Source organism: Stenotrophomonas sp. YJH_SMC_8, assembly GCF_059371315.1.
On sequence record NZ_JCAFUL010000018.1, the window covers coordinates 14,681 to 32,126 of the forward strand.

Sequence of the window (17,446 nt, forward strand, 5' to 3'; positions counted from 1 at the left end):
GCTACGGACAAGGACCCCCCATGGCCTCCGTCTCCCCCACCTCCGATGCACACGCGATCCTGCGAGCCCCCGATCTGGACAGCGCCGAGCGCGTCTATCTTGGGCTGATGCCCGACCTTGAGCACGTGAGCGCGCTTGCACGGCGCGCACTCGGCCAGGCGCGCGTTGCCGACGCGGCCCGGGGATACGCGCTGTCGATGACCCTGGTCGGGCTGCGCCTGCAGGAACTGGAGATGGGCGAGGCCAGCGCGAAAGAGCATCGGCAGGCCACCCTGCGCAGCCTGCGCCAGGCCTTCAGCGCCTGAGCACAGGCCATCCGCAACGGTGTCGCAGTACCGCGCACCGGCTCAGCGGAACGTGGTCCAGGCCAGCACAGCGGACAACAGGGCGACCCAGATCACTGCCTTGAACGTGCCTTCCAGCATGTTGCCGCCGAACAGCAGTTCAAAGAACGGATTGGGCTTGGAAACCGGCACATGATCGCTCATGGGTGAAAGATCCTGGTGATGGATGGACGGTATGCGCGCATGCCTGCGCGGGCACCACTCTAGTACAGGTGCGCCGTCTGCGGATGTGCCAGGAACATCCGCTTAACACCCTGCGCGCCAGTTCGGGTATGTTCGACCCAACGCTGCGTTCAAGGATGATCGATGCTCAAGCGCGTCCTGTTCCCTGTTGTCGCCCTGCTGCTGTCCGTGCTGGTCATCGCGCTCGGATGGCAGAACCGCCAGCTGCGGCAGATCAACGAGCAGATGGCCACGCAGCTGCAGGACATGCGCCTTGAAGCACATGGCCTCGAACTGGGCAGTCGCCCGGATGCACTTGCGCTGCGCACCACGCAGCAGACCTTCGTCGATATCGGCGGTGCGCGCGGCGTTCCGCAGATCCTCTACTTCTTCTCCACTGCATGCCGCTACTGCCTGGCCTCGGTACCGCAGCTGCAACAGATCGCCGCGGCCCGCGGCAACAGCGAACTGGTCGGTGTCGGCCTGCCGCCATACGACCGGCTGGCGGACTACGCCGGCAAGCATGCACTGCGCTTCCCGATCGCCATCGACAACGAAGCCGCCGCGTCCACGCGCTATCGTGCCACCGTCACGCCGATGCTGATGGTGCTGGCTGCCGATGGCCGCGTTGCCTACAAGCATGTGGGCCAGCTCGACGCCCAGGTCGTGCAGGCCGCCGTGGCGTCGCTCGCACCGAAGCCGGCGCTGCCCTGATCCCGCGTGCCGCGCATCACAACGCGGCGCCCTGTTACCGCATTCGCGCCACAACCGGCACTCCGGTGCCTTCGGCAACTGCAACTCCACAACGTCAACCAAGGAGATACACATGATCGGAAAGAAAGTGCTTTCGTCCGTCGCCGGTATCGTCGTTGTCGCGGCCATGGCCTTCGGCGCCAGCCAGGCCTTCGCCGTCTCGCCCAAGACCGGATATGCACCGGGCTGCGAACCGCACCCGCAGTGCCCGTTCGGCAACGCGGGCAAGCACGGCCAGCTGCTGTGCTGCGACCCGCTGTAACCGGATCCGTGGATGGGGTCGGCATCGCTGACCTGCCTCACCCGCCGCGGAGCTGAGCCAGCGCCGCGGCCATGACCGGGCCACCCCGCAGTGGCCCACCACGCCGGGCCGCCTTGAAGCGCGGCCCGGCACTTCCCGCCCCGGATTCATCCTTCCCGCAGCGGCTTGGCGCGCGCTTTACCGGCTTTCGTCGCATACCGGTTTCACACCGCAGGGGGCAGTGCCACGCTGGACTCCCTTCTCCGGAGCACCGTGCCATGCCGATGCTTGCCCTGCTGCTGTTGTGCGCTGGCCTGTTCGGCCGCGATGCCGACGCCGGGGATGCCTCCCTGCGCAGCCAGATCCTGCAGGCCGACGCCGGGCATGCCGGCATGCCCCCGGCGCATGACCAGACACCGGAGCCGACGACCCTGCAGTTGTACCGGTTGCGCCAGGACCGCGTGCTGCGCGTGGGCAACCAGCGCCTGCCTGCAGGCGGCCAGCAGCATCAGGCCGGTTCAGCTCGTTTCGCGCAGGTCTGGGAACGTGTGGACGGCCATTGGCGGCTGCAGCGCATGATCAGCATCGACGAATGGGTTGCCCGGCGCTGACTCTCGGCACCGGCAACCGTCGCAAACGAAAAAGCCGGCCCAGGGCCGGCTTTCATCGTGATCCACCGCTGCACCGGCAATGCCGGGAGCCAGGTGGTGGGCGGTACAGGGTTCGAACCTGTGACCCCTACCATGTCAAGGTAGTGCTCTACCGCTGAGCTAACCGCCCATCTTGTTCTTGCCGCCCGAAGGCTGGCCTTGCTACGTAAAAACCCGGCGCCAGGGCCGGGCTCTTCAGTTCACGACAGCCTCCTTCCGGAGACTTCGTGGTGGGCGGTACAGGGTTCGAACCTGTGACCCCTACCATGTCAAGGTAGTGCTCTACCGCTGAGCTAACCGCCCGTTTTTGCTTCTGGACGTCCGCGATTGCGTCGGTGCAGGCCGCGTATATTACGGATGCCGGCCGTGAAGCGCAACACTTTTGTGAAGAAGATGCTGCACCGCCGCGTTCAGCCCAGACTCGCTTCCTTCAGCTGCCGGATCTGGTCACGCACGCGTGCGGCATCCTCGAATTCCAGGTCCTTGGCGTGCTGGTACATCTGCTGTTCCAGCGCCTTGAGACGGGCCGCCAGCTGGGCCGGGCCGAGCGAACGGTAATCGGCTCCGTCCTCGGCAACTCCCGCCCTGCCCTTGCCCTTGCCCTTCTTGGCCTCCTTCTCCGCGGCGTCCGAACGCGCACCTTCGAGGACGTCGACGATCGGGCGCGCCACCGAGCGCGGCACGATGCCATGTTCTTCGTTGTACTCGACCTGCTTGGCGCGGCGGCGGTCGGTCTCGTCGATCGCTGCCTGCATCGAGCGGGTCACCTTGTCCGCATACAGGATCGCCTTGCCGCGCACATTGCGGGCGGCGCGGCCGATGGTCTGGATCAGCGAGCCGGTGGAGCGCAGGAAGCCTTCCTTGTCGGCGTCGAGGATCGCCACCAGCGACACCTCGGGCATGTCCAGGCCCTCGCGCAGCAGGTTGATGCCCACCAGCACATCGAACTTGCCCAGGCGCAGGTCGCGGATGATCTCCACGCGCTCGACCGTGTCCACGTCCGAGTGCAGGTAGCGCACGCGGATGCCGTGTTCGGTCAGGTATTCGGTGAGGTTCTCGGCCATGCGCTTGGTCAGCGTGGTGACCAGCACACGGTCACCCGCCTTGATGCGCGCGTTGGCCTCGCTCATCAGGTCGTCAACCTGGGTGCCCACCGGGCGGATCTCCACCACCGGATCGATCAGGCCTGTCGGGCGCACCACCAGCTCGGTGATCTCGTCGCCGGCCTCGCGGTACTCATACGGGCCCGGCGTGGCGGACACGTAGATCGCGCGCGGGCAACGCTCCTCCCACTCCTCGAAACGCAGCGGCCGGTTGTCCAGTGCCGACGGCAGGCGGAAGCCGAACTCGACCAGGGTCTCCTTGCGTGAGCGATCGCCCTTGAACATCGCACCGATCTGCGGAATGGTCACGTGCGATTCGTCGATGACCAGCAGCGCGTCCGGCGGCAGGTAGTCGAACAGCGTCGGGGGCGGCTCGCCTGCATTCTTGCCGGTCAGGTGCCGGGAATAGTTCTCGATGCCGTTGCAGAACCCGACCTCGGCCATCATCTCGATGTCGAACTGGGTGCGCTGCGCCAGGCGCTGCGCCTCGACCAGCTTGTTTTCCGCGTACAACTGCTCAAGCCGCTCCTTCAACTCCACCTTGATGGTTTCCACTGCGGCCAGCACGCGCTCGCGGGTGGTGGCGTAGTGGGTCTTGGGGTAGACGGTGAAACGCTGCATGTTGCGCATCGTCTCACCGGTGAGCGGGTCGAACAGGGTGATCTTCTCGACCTCGCCGTCGAACAGCTCGATGCGCAGCGCTTCGCTGTCCGACTCGGCAGGGAACACGTCGATCACTTCGCCACGCACGCGGAACGTGCCACGCTGCAGCTCGTACTCGTTGCGCGTGTACTGCAGCTGGGTCAGGTGATTGATCAGGTCGCGCTGGTCGATGCGCTCGCCCTTGGACAGGATCAGGCGCAGCGACAGGTAGTCCTCGGGCGCACCCAGGCCATAGATCGCCGACACCGTGGCCACCACGATCGCATCCGGGCGCGACAGCAGGGTCTTGGTCGCGGCCAGCCGCATCTGCTCGATGTGCTCGTTGATCGAACTGTCCTTCTCGATGAAGGTGTCCGACGAAGGCACGTAGGCCTCCGGCTGGTAGTAGTCGTAGTAGCTGACGAAGTACTCGACCGCGTTGTGCGGGAAGAACGCCTTGAACTCACCATACAGCTGCGCCGCCAGCGTCTTGTTCGGCGCCATGATCAGCGTCGGCTTCTGCACGTTCTGGATGACGTTGGCGATGGTGTAGGTCTTGCCCGAGCCGGTGACGCCCAGCAGGGTCTGCTTGGCGATGCCCGCTTCGAAATTGCTGGTCAGCTTCGCGATGGCATCAGGCTGGTCGCCCGCCGGCGAATACGGCGAGACGAGTTCGAAACGGTCGCTCATGGTGTTGCCAGTTCCCGGGAAGGACAAGTATACGGGGCAAGGGGTGACGGCCGGCTGAGGGGTTTCCGGGCAGGCCGGTGCGGCGGTGCCCGATGGCGGCACTGCCGCCGGGGCGCGAGGCTTGACGCCGTGCACCACACCCCCCGTCCCAATCGTTCGGCACCACGCGGCATGCATCTGGTCGAGATGCTGGTGGTGGTCGCCGTCCTTGCCGTTCTGGTGGCGGTGGGCTGGCCCGCCCTGCACCCGCTGCTGTTGCGGCATCGCGCCGACGCCCTGCAACTGGCCCTGCATGCCAGTCTTTCCAGCGCCCGAAGCGAGGCCCTGAAGCGCCGCGAACTGATCGGGCTGTGCGCCAGCGATGACGGTGAGCACTGCTCCCGCGACTGGAGCGCCGGCTGGATCATCTATCGCAGCGGCAGGCACCGGGGGACACCGGCATCCGCCGAGGACATCCTGACCCACCACCAGGGCCGGACCGACATCGCGATTGTCGCCCAGGCCAGCAGTGGACGGCCGTTGCTGTTCTTCCAACCCGATGGTCGCAGTCCCGGCGCCAATCTGACGCTACGCATCTGCGCAGGAAACCGGCTGCATGGCAGGCTGGTCATCAACAATGGCGGCCGCGTCCGCAGCGAGCGTGTCGACCGCACCCTCCCCTGCTGACGGGCCAAAAAGACAAAAGCCGCGATTTCTCGCGGCTTTTGCAGTATCTGGCGCCCGAAGTTGGACTCGAACCAACGACCCCCTGATTAACAGTCAAGTGCTCTAACCGGCTGAGCTATTCGGGCGGGGAGGCGCATTGTACTGGGCGTTCAGAGGAAGATCAACACCTGATTTACCAGCAATCGGAAACCGTGCCGCTGGCCGTTTTGCGGTTGGCCTGGTCCACGCTCAGCGTCCCGCAGCTGTCCTTGGTCTGGTTGCCCTGGGGCGTCGCCGTCAGCGTGAACGAGGACGCCTTGCCATCGAAGGTGATCGCGTAGCGTGTGGTCCCGCCCTCGCGCGGCGACACCTTGCTGGGCAGCGCGAAGCCCGAGTAGGTGTTGTTCACCGAGTAGTAGCGCTCAGCACGCTGTGCGTACTCCACCAGGTCCGCCTTGGCCACGCCCCGGTGCGACTGGCGGATGTACTGCTGGTACGACGGAACGACAATCGCGGCCAGGATGCCGAGCACGATCACCACGATCATCAGTTCGATGAGGGAGAAACCGTGCTGCTTGCCGGGACGACGCAGGGTGCAGGAAAGAGTGTTCAGGCTCATGGGAATGTCTTCGTTACTGGATCTGGCGCCAGGATTGGCGACCGCAGGGATAAGGCACGTACATCGTCGGAGCACCCGCCACGTTGACCGCCATCCAGCAGGCACGCCCGCCTCGATCGGCACCCTTTGCCAGGCGCGGCATCACCGAGACATTGACGTCCTTCACCGGTGCGGTGCCGCCGGTGTCGAGACTGACGCCGGCCGTGCCCGCTCCGTACGGCGTGCCGGTAATGGACCCGACCCGCGCCTGCTCCAGCGATGCAACACCCGAGACGGGATTGAGGCCAAACAGCCAGTTGCTTCCCTCGGTCGAACAGCCACGGCCACCCGCGGTAGGCATGTAGGTCGGCATGAACACCGTTCCCGACGCCACGGCAGGATTACCAACAAAGCGTTCGCCTGCGCCGGGCAATGCAATGCTCCAGCCGCGCGCGGCCCCGGAGAAGGGTGTGGCCGTGACCGTGCGCAACTTGTTGGTGGTGGTCACCGTATAGGCCAGCAGATTGGCGGGCACGATCGTGGCCTCCGGCTGGTCCTTGCTGGTGTCGTTGACACCGTACAGCGACTGCGCGGTGAGATCCTGCGGGTCATTGTCGAAGGAGAAGCTGCCGGTACCCAGCACCAGCATCACGCCACCACCGGGTCCGGTCACGGCGGTCATGCCGCCGGTAATCGGCTGGCGGTACACCTGGTTGTTGTTGTTGGTCTGGCGCGCCGTGGTGAACACCGGTGTGGTGACCGAGGTCGCCGTGCTTTCCAGGTCGAACTTCCACAGCGCGCCGCGCTGGTCGGCCGCATAGATCGTGTCCGCCAGGCCGTCGCGGCCACGTACACGCCCCGTCCCACCTGCGCTGTCGGCGCGCCAACGGTCGACGGCCACGATGTTGCCCAGGCCGTTGTCACCGGCAGGTGCAGTCGCCGCGGCCTCGGTAGCAGTGATCATCCGCACCGCGCCCGATCCCAGGTCGACCACAAACAGCACGGCCTTGCGGCTGAGGCTGTTGTAACCGTTGCCGAAGATCGCTTTCCACGCCACCCCGGTCCCTTCCTTCACCGGCACGATCACCGGCTTGCCAAGGACATGGCCGATGTTCGCCTTCACGGTGCTATCGAGCCCCGGCGCCACGTCACTGATTTCCCACAGGCGATTGCCGGTGCCGAAGCTGGACGGCGTGGTCACATCCAGCGCGAACACCGAGCGCCCACCGGCGCCCGCCGTACCAACAAGCGCCGTGGCCCAGTTGCCACCGATCTGTGCGTCCGCCACCGCGATCGGTCCATCCACGTAGTAGCGATGACGGAAGCGCTGGTCGGACTTGTTGGCCGCCACGTAGGGATACAGAAGGTTGGCCATGTGGCCCAGCGCCGTGCCGGGAACATAGGCGAAGGTCTCGCTGCCTCCGGCACTGTCACTCACGCCGTTGCCGTTCATGCCACCGTCGAAGGCATGCAGCATGCCGTCGTTGGCACCGACATAGACCATGTAGCGGCCATTGTTGCGCTTGCGGGTCAGGTACGTCGCATACGAGGTCGCCATCGCGGTGCTGATGCGCTGGTAGCCATAGTCGTCGCGGGGCGAACTGATCACCGGGCTGGAATTGACGATGTCACCCAGCACGGTGGTACGGGTGCGATAGATGCCCCCCGAGTTGCGCACTTCGCGTGATGCGTCGCCGCGCAGATAAGCCATGGCCGTGGCGATGTCGCCGCCCAGCTTTTCAGCCTCGGTCGCAGAACAGCGCGCAATACCGGGATACTGCTTCTCGTCCTTGTTGCAGAGATCGGTGAAGGCGATGTTGGTGCTGCTGAAGTCAACTGCAGCATTGCCCTTGGTGGCGACGATGGTGCGCGAACGCTGCGCGCCCAGTTTCTCCGCCGCTTCCCACACCTGCGTGTACTCGGTCTGCTGCGTCTTGTCGTTCACCGCGAGCTTGGATGCCTTCAGGCGGCTGAACCAATCGGTTTCCTCGTTGGCCACTTCGAACTGGGGCGTGACCGCCAGCGATCCGGTACCGATACGCGCGCCGGTCAGGCCCTGGCTGCCCGAAGGCGCTGGCCCGGAGGTGACCGACGACAGCACCCGTCGCATGGCCGTGGTGATGTCTGCCGGAGTACGCGCGTTGATATACTCCCCGCGGGTATTGGTCGCGGCGTGCCAGATGTCATCCACAGTGCTGGGATTGTCGTTCTGGCGATCCGGCCAGTTGCTGTAGACCGCCGAATCGGTATACGGGTTCTGCTGCCTGTTCGGATCGAACAGATTGCCACGCGCGCCCAGCGTGATCCCGTAGAAGTTGATATGCAGGTCCTTGTTGCAGTCCAGCGACTTGTCGGTGCTGGTCGCACATTGCTCCGGTACCGGCACCTGTCCCCGGGGCATCCGATCATCGGTTCGCAACGGGTTCACGTAGTAGTACGCGGCAATATCACCCATGGTGTTGGAATTGCCATCCGAGAAGGGAGTCCCCATGTTTCCGTCCACGTTGCCAGGGGCAGGCGCCAGGGATGACGAAAGATTGTTGCCATTGTTGCTGTAGCCGTCGGTGAACAGCATCACCGCATTCTTCTGGCAGGACAGCTTGATGGGCGCATTGTCATCGGTCCGCATGAACTGCAGGCCCGCGGCGTTGACGGCATGTCGATTCGGCGTACCACCACTGGCCGTCAGCGCGATCATGCTGCTGTAGAGCGCGGACTTCTGCCCGATCACGCTCATGTCCCGGATCGCAAGCCGTTTGTTCGAGTCTGTCGAACTGTTGTAATTCTGGAAATCGTTGATCCGGAAATACCCGACATACATGTCATTGACATTCAATGCGCGCGTCATGCCGGCGATCATCGCCCGGTTGCGGTTACCGTAGTACGAGTACCAGTTGGCGAAGTTCTGCAATGCGGCAGCATCACCGGTCCCGATGACGTACTTCCACATGTCACATCCCGAACCGCAGGCGCCGGTGACCCTGGTTCGCTGGATACCTGCGTACGCATTGGCAGTGCCCGGCAACTGCGGATAGGCGTCGCCATCGCTGGTGTACGGCATGTAGAACGTAGCGGGCACATAGCGCAGCGACGCATAGCCCGCCGAGCTCCAGGTCGCGCCTCTCGTATTGGCGTTCTCGTTGCCAAAATTACCATTGGCCCTGCTTGCAGTCCTGTAGGTCTGCCCGGCCGGTACCGTCATCCCTTCCTGCATCCTCTGGACGTCCCAGGACGAAGTACCCAGATAGCTGCTGGCGATCGCCAGTGTATCTGTCTCACGAGGATCGATGAGGGTGGCCGACGTGCTCGCCGCTGGATACGACTGCACTTCTTCGTTCACGATCCGCAGCCAGGGCTCGTACTTGATGGCAGGATCGTAGTAGGTCGGATTGTAGGCCGCCGATCGGGCAAACCCGAAGACATCCAGCGCCGGGATGCCGTTGTAGCTGTTGATCCGTGCACCGGGCAGCACATAGAAGTAACTGCACTCACCGGTCTGGATGGCATTTCCCCACCGGTCATAGGTTACGGGCACGTCTTCAGGCGTATTGAGCACTCCGGCCGATCGGAAGAAACTCTTTCTCCCGTAGTGCCAGCACGCCGTACCATCCTGCCCCGGGAACTGGGTCTGGAAGGTCATCGAACCCGAATCGTCCACCGCCATGATGAACGACGGCGGCGCGGAGACCTTCAGGTTCATCGGGTGCTGCGACAACGTGCCCTGCGCCTGCGCGGCGAACAGGTTCATCGCAAGCCAGGTGCCACCAGCCACCGCCAGCAACAGCCCGGAGCCGGCCAGGATCTTGATCTTTCGGGTCGCCATGACCGGGTTCCTCAAAGCTTGAAAACAGTGTCGACAGCCGCCGAGGAGGTACCCTCGTTGCTGGTGGCGGCATCGCGATCGGAGCCGAACGCGGTGATCTGGTAGACGCGGGTGGGTTCTTCGCTTTCCGGCGTACCCATGCCCAGCGTCGATTCGCCCTGGATGCAGGCATCGATGCGGCGCACGCTGACCACCGGGGCCGCCGACAGTTTCTGCTCACCGACCCAGCGGGTGGGATCGAAGCCGTCATCGCAGATGCGCTTGATGGCGTCAGCCTTCAACGCGCCGCCATCGCCGGTATTGTTGTCGATCTCCTCGATCGACCGCTCGGCATCGCGTACCGCTCGTTCGCTGGCCTGGAACGCCACGTTCGCGGCCCGGTAGTTGGAGGACATGCGCTCCTGCATGCTCGCCACCTGCATGCCGACCACGCCGATCAGCGACAGCAGGATCAACAGCATCAGGGCCACGTACAGCACCGCACCGCGCTGCTGTGCGCGCCCCTGGAATCGACGGGAGACGGAGGGCTTCATGGGTCAGTTCCCGAACAGTCGGTTGCGCAGTGCCACGGACACCTCGTAGGAGGCACGGTAGCGATCGTCGTAGGTCGTGGGCGGATTGAAGCCAACGCCGAGCACGCCCAGCTGGGCCACGGCCGTATTGGCCTGCTCGGCGGCGGCGCGCTGCGGGCTGCGCACCAGCAGTCCAAACTGCACCAGGCCAACCCGTCGCCACGCAGCGACAGCGGCGGCATCGGTACCGGTACTGACCCCGCTGGCAGTCTTCTGGAAGGCGATTACCCCGGTCGGCGGCGCGCTGCTGCTGATCGCCGTCTCGGTATCCTGGCCGTAGAGGAACTGCAGGCTCTCGATGCCTTCCACCAGTTCCTCACCGGTGGCGAACGTGTTGTCGCCAGCGCCACGCGCGCGGTACAGCGCCGGTTCGCCGGCGGTATTGGTGGCCACGTAGTACGCCATCGATTCCACCCGATAGACCATGGTCACCGCGTTGTTGGCCGAATACGCCGAGAGATCGACCTTGCTGGCCGTGATCGTGCTGTCGGCGATTTTCCCGGCGAACACATCCACCTTGCTGCAATCGGCCACGGCAAACGCCGAGGGCGTGGTGACGGCACCGGCCGACAGTCGGGCCGCCGCGTCCTTGGCGATCGTGATGTCCGGTGAATTACCGGAACCAATGGACAGCACCGGCGAGCCTTCCGGCGCCAGGTAGCGCATCACGATGATGTCGCTGCCACCCAGCGGTTTGGGCTTCAGATTGGTGATCGCCGACGGCGTGCTGCCGGCAGCCCCCCAGCTTGCGCCGAGGGTCAGCTTGTTGCCAGGCGCGGTGCCCTGCGCCTCGTAACCCTGGATCGGCACCGAGAAGTCCATCGGGCTGCCATCACCCGACTTCACGCCGGCAATGTTGACCTTGACACTGTCCTGGGCGCGCACCAGGTGCGCCTGGTCGTTCACGCAGCCCATGTGCCCGGCCATCCGGATGTCGCGCTCGAGGAACTCCAGTGCGAATCGAGCGTTTTCCTGGGTGCGCGCGACACCCTCGGACAGCTGCGACGCCGCCCGCGAGGCCATGAAGATCTGGGTCACGCCCAGCATCAGCACCAGGCCGATGACCAGCGAGATCAGCAGTTCCACCAGCGAAAGGCCTGCCGCATGGCTGGCAACGGAAGGCGCGCGCTTCATAGACGGGTAACCAGGGTGAACGTGGTGATGCTGTCGGGATTGGCTGCGTTCCATCGCTCGTCTCCCCAGCCGATGCCCACCGTGACCAAGCCATCATTGACAGTCACGTTGGCGCTGGCCTTGCCTCCCAGCACCTTGACGACCTGGCATTGCCAGCGCGCCACGTTCGCCTTGGAGGCCGTCACGTCGGCACTGTTGGGCCAGGTGCAGGGGCCAGCCGGTGCGGTGACCGAGCCGGCGGTGAAGGAGGCCTTGGTGTATTCGCCACCGTTGAGGGTTTCGCTGCGCTGCACGCGCATCAGCTCGATCAGATCGTAGGCCAGGCTGGTGGCCTGGGTGCGCTGGCTGGCGCTCTGCACGAACCGCACGTTCATGGTCTGCAGCAGCGCAAAGCCAAGCAGGCCGAACGCCAGCACCAGCAGCGCGATCAGCACCTCGATCAGGCTGAAGCCACGACTGCGGGCGGGCCCGCCCAGGCCGGAACGACGACGTTTCATTTGCAGGTTCCTGCGGTGGAGCGGACCTGACCGGAGAACAGGACGATCAGGGTCCGCATGGGGTCACCCGCCTTGCAGCCTTGCGGCACCAGGCTCACGACCTGGTCGGCGGACGCGCGGCGGCGCCCCTGGGAGTCGAAGGAGATGACGGCCGGGCTGGGAGCCTCGACCGCCAGGCTGCTGCTGCCCTTGGAGAAGCGCAGCACGCTCTCGCTGCCGCTGACGGAGCCATCGCCATCGACGTCGCCCCAGGCCAGCATGCCCTTGCTCCACTCGCCATCGCAGGACGTACCGTTGCTGCTGCCGCACACCCCGCCACCGTGGCGGTTGCGGATGGCCTCGCTGCGGGCGAGCGACAACAGACCGATCACCTCGTTGTTGGTGGTGGTCAGGCGGTTGGAGCGCATCGCGGTGCGGAAGCTGGGATAGGAGATGCTGGCCAGAATGACCAGGATGACCAGCGTGATCATCAACTCGACCAGCGTGAAGCCGTTTTGCCGGCGCAAAGACATTGGACGCTCCCCAGCGTGTTGATGGCCACGATGGGCCATCGCCCTGCCACCGGCAAGCGGCGGCAGGATGAACGGTCAATCCAGGGCGACGGGCGTCAAAGCCTTGACGACCCGCCCCGCCCCACTCCGGCCGGCGCGATCCCCATCGCGCCGGCACAGGCTCAGGCCAGCACCTGGTAGCAGGGCTGGTATTCGCCGGAGATCTTCATCCGGCGCTGCTCGACGAAAGCGCGCAGCAGCCCGTCCAGGGCCTGCATCATGTCCGGGTCGCCATGGATCTGGAACGGCCCGAACTCTTCGATGCGGCGCATGCCGTCTTCCTTCACGTTGCCGGCGACAATGCCCGAGAACGCCCGGCGCAGGTCCGCCGCCAGCGCATGCGGTGCACGCCCGTGGTGCAGGTCCAGCGCCGCCATCGCCTCATGGGTCGGCACGAACGGCTGCTGGTACTCCCACGGAATCTCGATCGACCAGTTGAAGAAGAACGAGTCCTTCTGCGCCAGGCGGTGCTCGCGCACGCGCTTGATGCCATTGGCCATCTTCTTCGCCACCGCGACCGGGTCGCCGATGATGATCTCGTAGCGCTCGGCTGCTTCGTCACCCAGGGTCAGGCGGATGAAGCGGTCGATCTGCTCGAAGTACGGCGCCGCCACGGTCGGTCCGGTCAGGATCAGCGGGAACGGCAGGTCCTTGTTCTCCTCGCGCAGCAGGATGCCGAGCAGGTACAGGATCTCCTCGGCGGTGCCGACGCCACCGGCGAACACGATGATGCCGTGGCCGATGCGGACGAAGGCCTCCAGGCGCTTCTCGATGTCCGGCATGATCACCAGGTGGTTGACGATCGGGTTCGGCGACTCGGCGGCGATGATGCCCGGCTCGGTCAGGCCGATGTAGCGCGTCACGGTACGGCGCTGCTTGGCGTGGGCGATGGTGGCGCCCTTCATCGGGCCCTTCATCGCGCCCGGGCCGCAGCCGGTGCAGATGTCCAGGCCGCGCAGGCCCAGCTCATAGCCCACCTGCTTGGTGTACAGGTATTCGTCGCGCGAGATCGAGTGGCCGCCCCAGCACACCACCAGGTTCGGGTCGCCCGGGTTGAGGATGCGCGCGTTGCGCAGCAGGCCGAACACCGCATTGGTGATGCCTTCGGACGACTCCAGTTCGGCCGCGTAGGCCGGGCCCATCTCGATGGCCATGTAGGCCAGGTCACGCACCACCGCGAACAGCAGCTCGGCGACGCCGCGGATGATCTCGCCATCGACGAAGGCCATCGCCGGTGCGTTGACCAGGTCGATGCGCACGCCACGATCCTGCTGTGCCACCTGGATGTCGAAATCCGGATACAGATCGCGCGCCGCGCGCGGATCGTCAGAGGCGCTGCCGCTGGTCAGCACGGCCAGCGCGCAGCGGCGCAGCAGTTCGTGCATGCCGCCGGCAGACGCATCGCGCAGGCGGGCCACTTCGGCCCGCGACAGCACATCCAGCCCACCGCGCGGGTAGATCCGCGCGTCCTGCACCGGCAGTGCGCGGGCTGATTTTTCGTTCGTGGTCATGTCCAATTTTTCGCTTCCTTCAAGGTTTCCGACTGTACTGCCGCCCCCTTAAAAAGCAAAACGGCCGGGAAGCCCGACCGTTGGATGTGTGCTCCCCGCGTTCGCCTTTCCGGGACCGCATCGGCGGCGTTGGCACCGCGCACATTTCTGGATGCTACGCCGATGCGGAGTGGCCTGCAAGGACTTTCGCCTGAACGGAAAACGGCCGGGTTTCCCCGGCCGTTTTCACTTACTGCTTCAGGCTCTGACGGATCAGAACTTGTACTTCAGGGTCAGCTGCATCGACCAACGCGACACGGCGGTGTTGCCCTTGTCGTTGTTGTTTTCCTGGATCGAGGAATTGTCGGTACGGCCGGTGAAGTTGTACAGGTACTTGCCGGTAGCCGGGTCGATACCCGAGTAGTTGGCAACGCGACGGGTGGCGTAGAAGCCGTAGTCGTCGATCAGGCCCCACTTCTTGTTCAGCAGGTTGCCGACATTCATGATGTCCAGGGCGACTTCACCCTTGTGACCCTTCACGAAGCCCGGGAATTCCTGGCTGATGCGGACGTCGAAGCTGTTGACCCACTTGGCGCGGTGCGAGTTGGCCGGGACCACGCTGCCACGATAGGCCTCGAGCTCCGGATTCTGCGCCAGCCAATCGAAGAACTTCTTCTCCATGTCGGCACCACCGGTGAAGATCACGTCACCCGGGCCCTTCGGCACGTAGAACAGGTCGTTGGTACCGGCACCGTCGCCATTCACGTCGTTGTAGTAGACGTAGCTGTACGGACGGCCCGAACGGCCTTCGTAGAACAGGCCGACGCGGGTGGCATTGTCACCGAAGAAGTTGTGCTTCCACTCCAGGGTGCCGGTGATGCGGTCCTTGATCGCGTAGCGCGAGTTGTACGCAACGTTGTCGTTGGCGTTCAGGCTCAGCGTGTTGTTCCAGTTCGAGGTGTTCTGCGAGCTGGACAGCGGGCTCACTTCCTTGGACTGGGTGTAGGTGTAACCCAGCGACCAGCCCCAGTTCTCGGTCAGCGGCTTGGCCAGCGAGAAGGTAGCCTGCGAACCACGACCCTTGTCGGTGTTGCGCAGCAGGATCACGTCGCCGATGTCACCCGGACGGTTGACGCGGTCACCCGGGCAGGTCCGATCGGTCGCCGAGCAGGCGCGGCCATTCTTCTGGCCAGCCTGCATGCCGTTCGGGCCGGCATTGGCGCCGTTCATGCCGTAGTCGTTCCAGTACAGCGCACGGCCATCCTGGCCAACCGAACGGTTGGCATTCGGGGACATCACGTCCAGGCGGTCGAAGTACAGACCATCCTTGACCTTGGTGAACAGCACTTCAGCCGACGCCACGATGCCGTACCACGGCAGCTCATGGTCGAACGCCAGGTTGGCCTTCCACACCGACGGCAGACGGGTGCCCGGAGCGATCAGGTCGACGTTCTGGCGGGCCGAGGCCAGCGACGGGTTCGGAATGTACGGGTTGTCGGCGTCGAAACTGAAGCCACCCGGGTTGCGGGTCAGGTTGTACTCGGAGTAGTTCAGGCCGGTGTTCTGGTAGGCACCTGCCAGCCACACGTTCGGCGCAGCGCCGCCGAACAGGCCAACGCCACCGCGCAGCTGGGTCGGACGATCAGTGTCGAAGGTGTAGTTGAAGCCGACGCGCGGCTGGAACAGCTTCTTGTCGACCAGCTGGGTGTTGTTGAAGCCGTACAGCTGTTCGATGCGCGGGTTGTACAGGCGCTGGGTGCTGAAGTCCGGCATGTCGATACGGATACCGAACATCAGGCTCAGGTTGTAGTTGATCGCCCAGGTGTCCTGGATGAACAGACCGGTGTTCTTCAGGTGGAACTTGGCCGGGATGTCGTCAACGCTGCCGCCAGCGCGCGGGACGCGCACCTGGTAGGCCGACGGGGTACCGGCTTCAAACGCAGCCAGGTCGGCGAACTCGTACGCGCCGTACAGGTTGCGGCCGTAGAAGTTCATCAGGTCGTTGTCGGTGTAATCGAAACCGAACTTGACGGTGTGGTCACCGATGTACCAGGTACCGGCACCGAAGGCGCTCAGTTCCTTCGACTCGACGATGTTGGTGTGGGTGTTCTGCTCGGTACCCAGGTACAGCGAGTTGTTGCCGAAGCGCACGCGGATCTGCGGCAGGTGCGAGGCAGCAACGCGGTTGGACGAGTAGTCCTTGTGCGAAACCTTGAACTCGGTCGAGAAGTTCTCGGACCAGTCACTGAACAGTTCACCCATCCAGGTTTCGTACTGGGTCGGCTGGGTGTACCAGAAGTCGCTCAGCGAGATGGCGCTGTTGTTGACCTGCGGGAAGCGGACGACGTCCTGCTTCATCTTGTTGTAGCGCAGGGCCGCGCGGTGGTTCTCGTTGATGTTCCAGTCGAGCTTGATCGCGTACTCTTCGATCGAGGTCTTGTTGTCCAGCGCACCGATGCCGCCGACCGGGTAGCCCAGATCGGACATGCGCTTCTGCACGCGGGCGATGTCGGCGTCGCTGATGCCGTTCGGCTTGTTGTACGGGGTTTCGCCGAGGCTCACGCCGCCGCCGCTACGCTCGTACTTTTCATAGTTGGTGAAGAAGAACAGCTTGTCCTTGACGATCGGGCCGCCCAGGGTCATGCCGTAGGTCTTCTCGTCCTTGAAGCCGTTGAAGTCCGTGGTGTCACCTTCCAGGCGCGTACGGATCATGTCCTTGTCGCGGTACGAGCCGTACACGGTGCCGTGGAACTCGTTGGTACCCGACTTGGTCACGGCGTTGATCACCGCACCGGTACCACCGGCGATGGTGGTGTCATAGTTGGCCAGGTCGATGTTGATTTCCTGGATGGCGTCCATCGACACCGGCTGACGCTCGGTCGGCAGGTTGTTGGAGCCCAGGCCGAACGGATCGGAGGCGCTGATGCCGTCGATGCGGATGGCATTGTAGCGGGTGTTCTGGCCACCGGCCGAGATCGCGCCGTCAGCCTTGCTGACCTGCGAGATGCGCGGGTCCAGGCGGATGTAGTCCTGGATGTTGCGGTTGGCCGACGGCAGCGCGTCCATCGTTTCGCGGGTCACGTTGCTGCCGGTGCCCATCTTGTTGGCACTGAACAGGTCCAGGCCACCCGCGGTGGCGACGACGTTCACCGCGTCCAGGTTGGTCGCAGCCAGGTCACCGCCGAGGCTGGCGTTGACGGTGTTGACCTGATTCAGGTTCAGGAAGACACCTTCTTCGGTCTTGGTACCTTCACCGGACTTGGTGATGGTGATGGTGTACGGACCACCCACGCGCAGGCCGCGCGCGTTGTATCGACCCGACGCATCGGTCGTCGCACGCGAAACGGTGCCCGACTCGGTGTGGGTGATGGTGACTTCAGCGCCGGCGACAGGCTGGCCTGCGGCGGACATCACCTGGCCACCGACACCTGCAGAGGTGCTCTGGGCAAAGGCGGGAGCGGCGGCAAGTGCGGCCACGAGACCAAGGGTAAGCTTGGACATCCGGAGTGGGTGGGTCATTTTTCGGTAGCCTCGATGCGAGTTGGCGATGG

15 protein-coding genes and 3 tRNA genes are annotated in these 17,446 nt (G+C 64.5%); 5 read left to right on the forward strand and 13 right to left on the reverse strand.

Annotated elements, in window-relative coordinates; all coding sequences use genetic code 11:
* The first annotated feature begins 20 nt into the window (after positions 1 to 20).
* Positions 21 to 305, forward strand: coding sequence for a hypothetical protein (locus tag AC5P88_RS17705; protein ID WP_495225634.1), 285 nt, complete (start codon positions 21 to 23; stop codon positions 303 to 305).
* Positions 306 to 347: 42 nt separating this feature from the next.
* On the opposite strand, the gene AC5P88_RS17710 is transcribed toward AC5P88_RS17705, so the two are convergent.
* Positions 348 to 488 (reverse strand): hypothetical protein, encoded by a 141-nt coding sequence (locus AC5P88_RS17710; RefSeq protein WP_173364575.1) that lies wholly within the window; start codon positions 486 to 488, stop codon positions 348 to 350.
* A 162-nt stretch (positions 489 to 650) separates the two neighbouring features.
* Here AC5P88_RS17710 and AC5P88_RS17715 point away from each other — a divergent pair, with 162 nt between their 5' ends.
* From AC5P88_RS17715 to AC5P88_RS17725, 3 genes are all read left to right on the forward strand, one after another.
* Positions 651 to 1,220, forward strand: a complete 570-nt coding sequence (locus tag AC5P88_RS17715) for a TlpA family protein disulfide reductase (protein ID WP_495225635.1) — start codon at positions 651 to 653, stop codon at positions 1,218 to 1,220.
* 112 nt (positions 1,221 to 1,332) lie between these two features.
* Positions 1,333 to 1,521, forward strand: coding sequence for a hypothetical protein (locus tag AC5P88_RS17720; protein ID WP_005408865.1), 189 nt, complete (start codon positions 1,333 to 1,335; stop codon positions 1,519 to 1,521).
* A 257-nt stretch (positions 1,522 to 1,778) separates the two neighbouring features.
* Positions 1,779 to 2,111: a hypothetical protein gene (locus AC5P88_RS17725; protein ID WP_495225637.1), complete on the forward strand. Its 333-nt coding sequence runs from the start codon at positions 1,779 to 1,781 to the stop codon at positions 2,109 to 2,111.
* Positions 2,112 to 2,205: 94 nt separating this feature from the next.
* Here AC5P88_RS17725 and AC5P88_RS17730 read toward each other — a convergent pair.
* The 3 genes from AC5P88_RS17730 to uvrB all read right to left on the reverse strand — a co-directional run bounded on the left by AC5P88_RS17730 (position 2,206) and on the right by uvrB (position 4,585).
* Positions 2,206 to 2,280, reverse strand: a tRNA-Val gene (locus tag AC5P88_RS17730).
* 98 nt (positions 2,281 to 2,378) lie between these two features.
* Positions 2,379 to 2,453, reverse strand: a tRNA-Val gene (locus AC5P88_RS17735).
* Positions 2,454 to 2,560: 107 nt separating this feature from the next.
* Positions 2,561 to 4,585 carry an excinuclease ABC subunit UvrB gene (gene uvrB, locus AC5P88_RS17740; protein ID WP_049432592.1) on the reverse strand — a complete coding sequence of 675 codons (2,025 nt, stop codon included), beginning with the start codon at positions 4,583 to 4,585 and terminating at the stop codon, positions 2,561 to 2,563.
* Positions 4,586 to 4,756: 171 nt separating this feature from the next.
* Between uvrB and AC5P88_RS17745 the strand changes: the two genes are divergently transcribed.
* Positions 4,757 to 5,251: a GspH/FimT family protein gene (locus AC5P88_RS17745; RefSeq protein WP_495225638.1), complete on the forward strand. Its 495-nt coding sequence runs from the start codon at positions 4,757 to 4,759 to the stop codon at positions 5,249 to 5,251.
* A 48-nt stretch (positions 5,252 to 5,299) separates the two neighbouring features.
* Here the strand turns inward: AC5P88_RS17745 and AC5P88_RS17750 are convergent.
* The 9 genes from AC5P88_RS17750 to AC5P88_RS17790 form a co-directional block, all read right to left on the reverse strand.
* A tRNA-Asn gene (locus AC5P88_RS17750) sits at positions 5,300 to 5,376 on the reverse strand.
* A 47-nt stretch (positions 5,377 to 5,423) separates the two neighbouring features.
* Entirely contained in the window at positions 5,424 to 5,849 is a 426-nt protein-coding gene (locus AC5P88_RS17755; protein ID WP_164136086.1) for a type IV pilin protein, read from the reverse strand.
* A gap of 13 nt (positions 5,850 to 5,862) precedes the next feature.
* A complete protein-coding gene (locus AC5P88_RS17760) occupies positions 5,863 to 9,651 on the reverse strand; it encodes a pilus assembly protein (protein WP_495225639.1) in 3,789 nt (1,262 codons plus the stop codon).
* An 11-nt stretch (positions 9,652 to 9,662) separates the two neighbouring features.
* Positions 9,663 to 10,184 carry a pilus assembly PilX family protein gene (locus AC5P88_RS17765; RefSeq protein ID WP_099552693.1) on the reverse strand — a complete coding sequence of 174 codons (522 nt, stop codon included), beginning with the start codon at positions 10,182 to 10,184 and terminating at the stop codon, positions 9,663 to 9,665.
* Between the two features lie 3 nt (positions 10,185 to 10,187).
* Complete coding sequence (locus AC5P88_RS17770; RefSeq protein WP_495225640.1) at positions 10,188 to 11,357, reverse strand: PilW family protein; 1,170 nt, start codon at positions 11,355 to 11,357, stop codon at positions 10,188 to 10,190.
* Positions 11,354 to 11,854: a type IV pilus modification protein PilV gene (gene pilV / locus AC5P88_RS17775; RefSeq protein ID WP_106549010.1), complete on the reverse strand. Its 501-nt coding sequence runs from the start codon at positions 11,852 to 11,854 to the stop codon at positions 11,354 to 11,356. The genes AC5P88_RS17770 and pilV overlap by 4 nt, the downstream gene beginning before the upstream one ends.
* Positions 11,851 to 12,366 (reverse strand): GspH/FimT family pseudopilin, encoded by a 516-nt coding sequence (locus AC5P88_RS17780; RefSeq protein WP_043034372.1) that lies wholly within the window; start codon positions 12,364 to 12,366, stop codon positions 11,851 to 11,853. Before AC5P88_RS17780 ends, pilV begins: the two co-directional genes overlap by 4 nt.
* 161 nt (positions 12,367 to 12,527) lie before the next feature.
* Complete coding sequence (gene ppnN / locus AC5P88_RS17785) at positions 12,528 to 13,916, reverse strand: nucleotide 5'-monophosphate nucleosidase PpnN (RefSeq protein WP_049432572.1); 1,389 nt, start codon at positions 13,914 to 13,916, stop codon at positions 12,528 to 12,530.
* Between the two features lie 252 nt (positions 13,917 to 14,168).
* Positions 14,169 to 17,414, reverse strand: a complete 3,246-nt coding sequence (locus AC5P88_RS17790) for a TonB-dependent receptor (protein ID WP_111112429.1) — start codon at positions 17,412 to 17,414, stop codon at positions 14,169 to 14,171.
* Between the last annotated feature and the right edge of the window lie 32 nt (positions 17,415 to 17,446).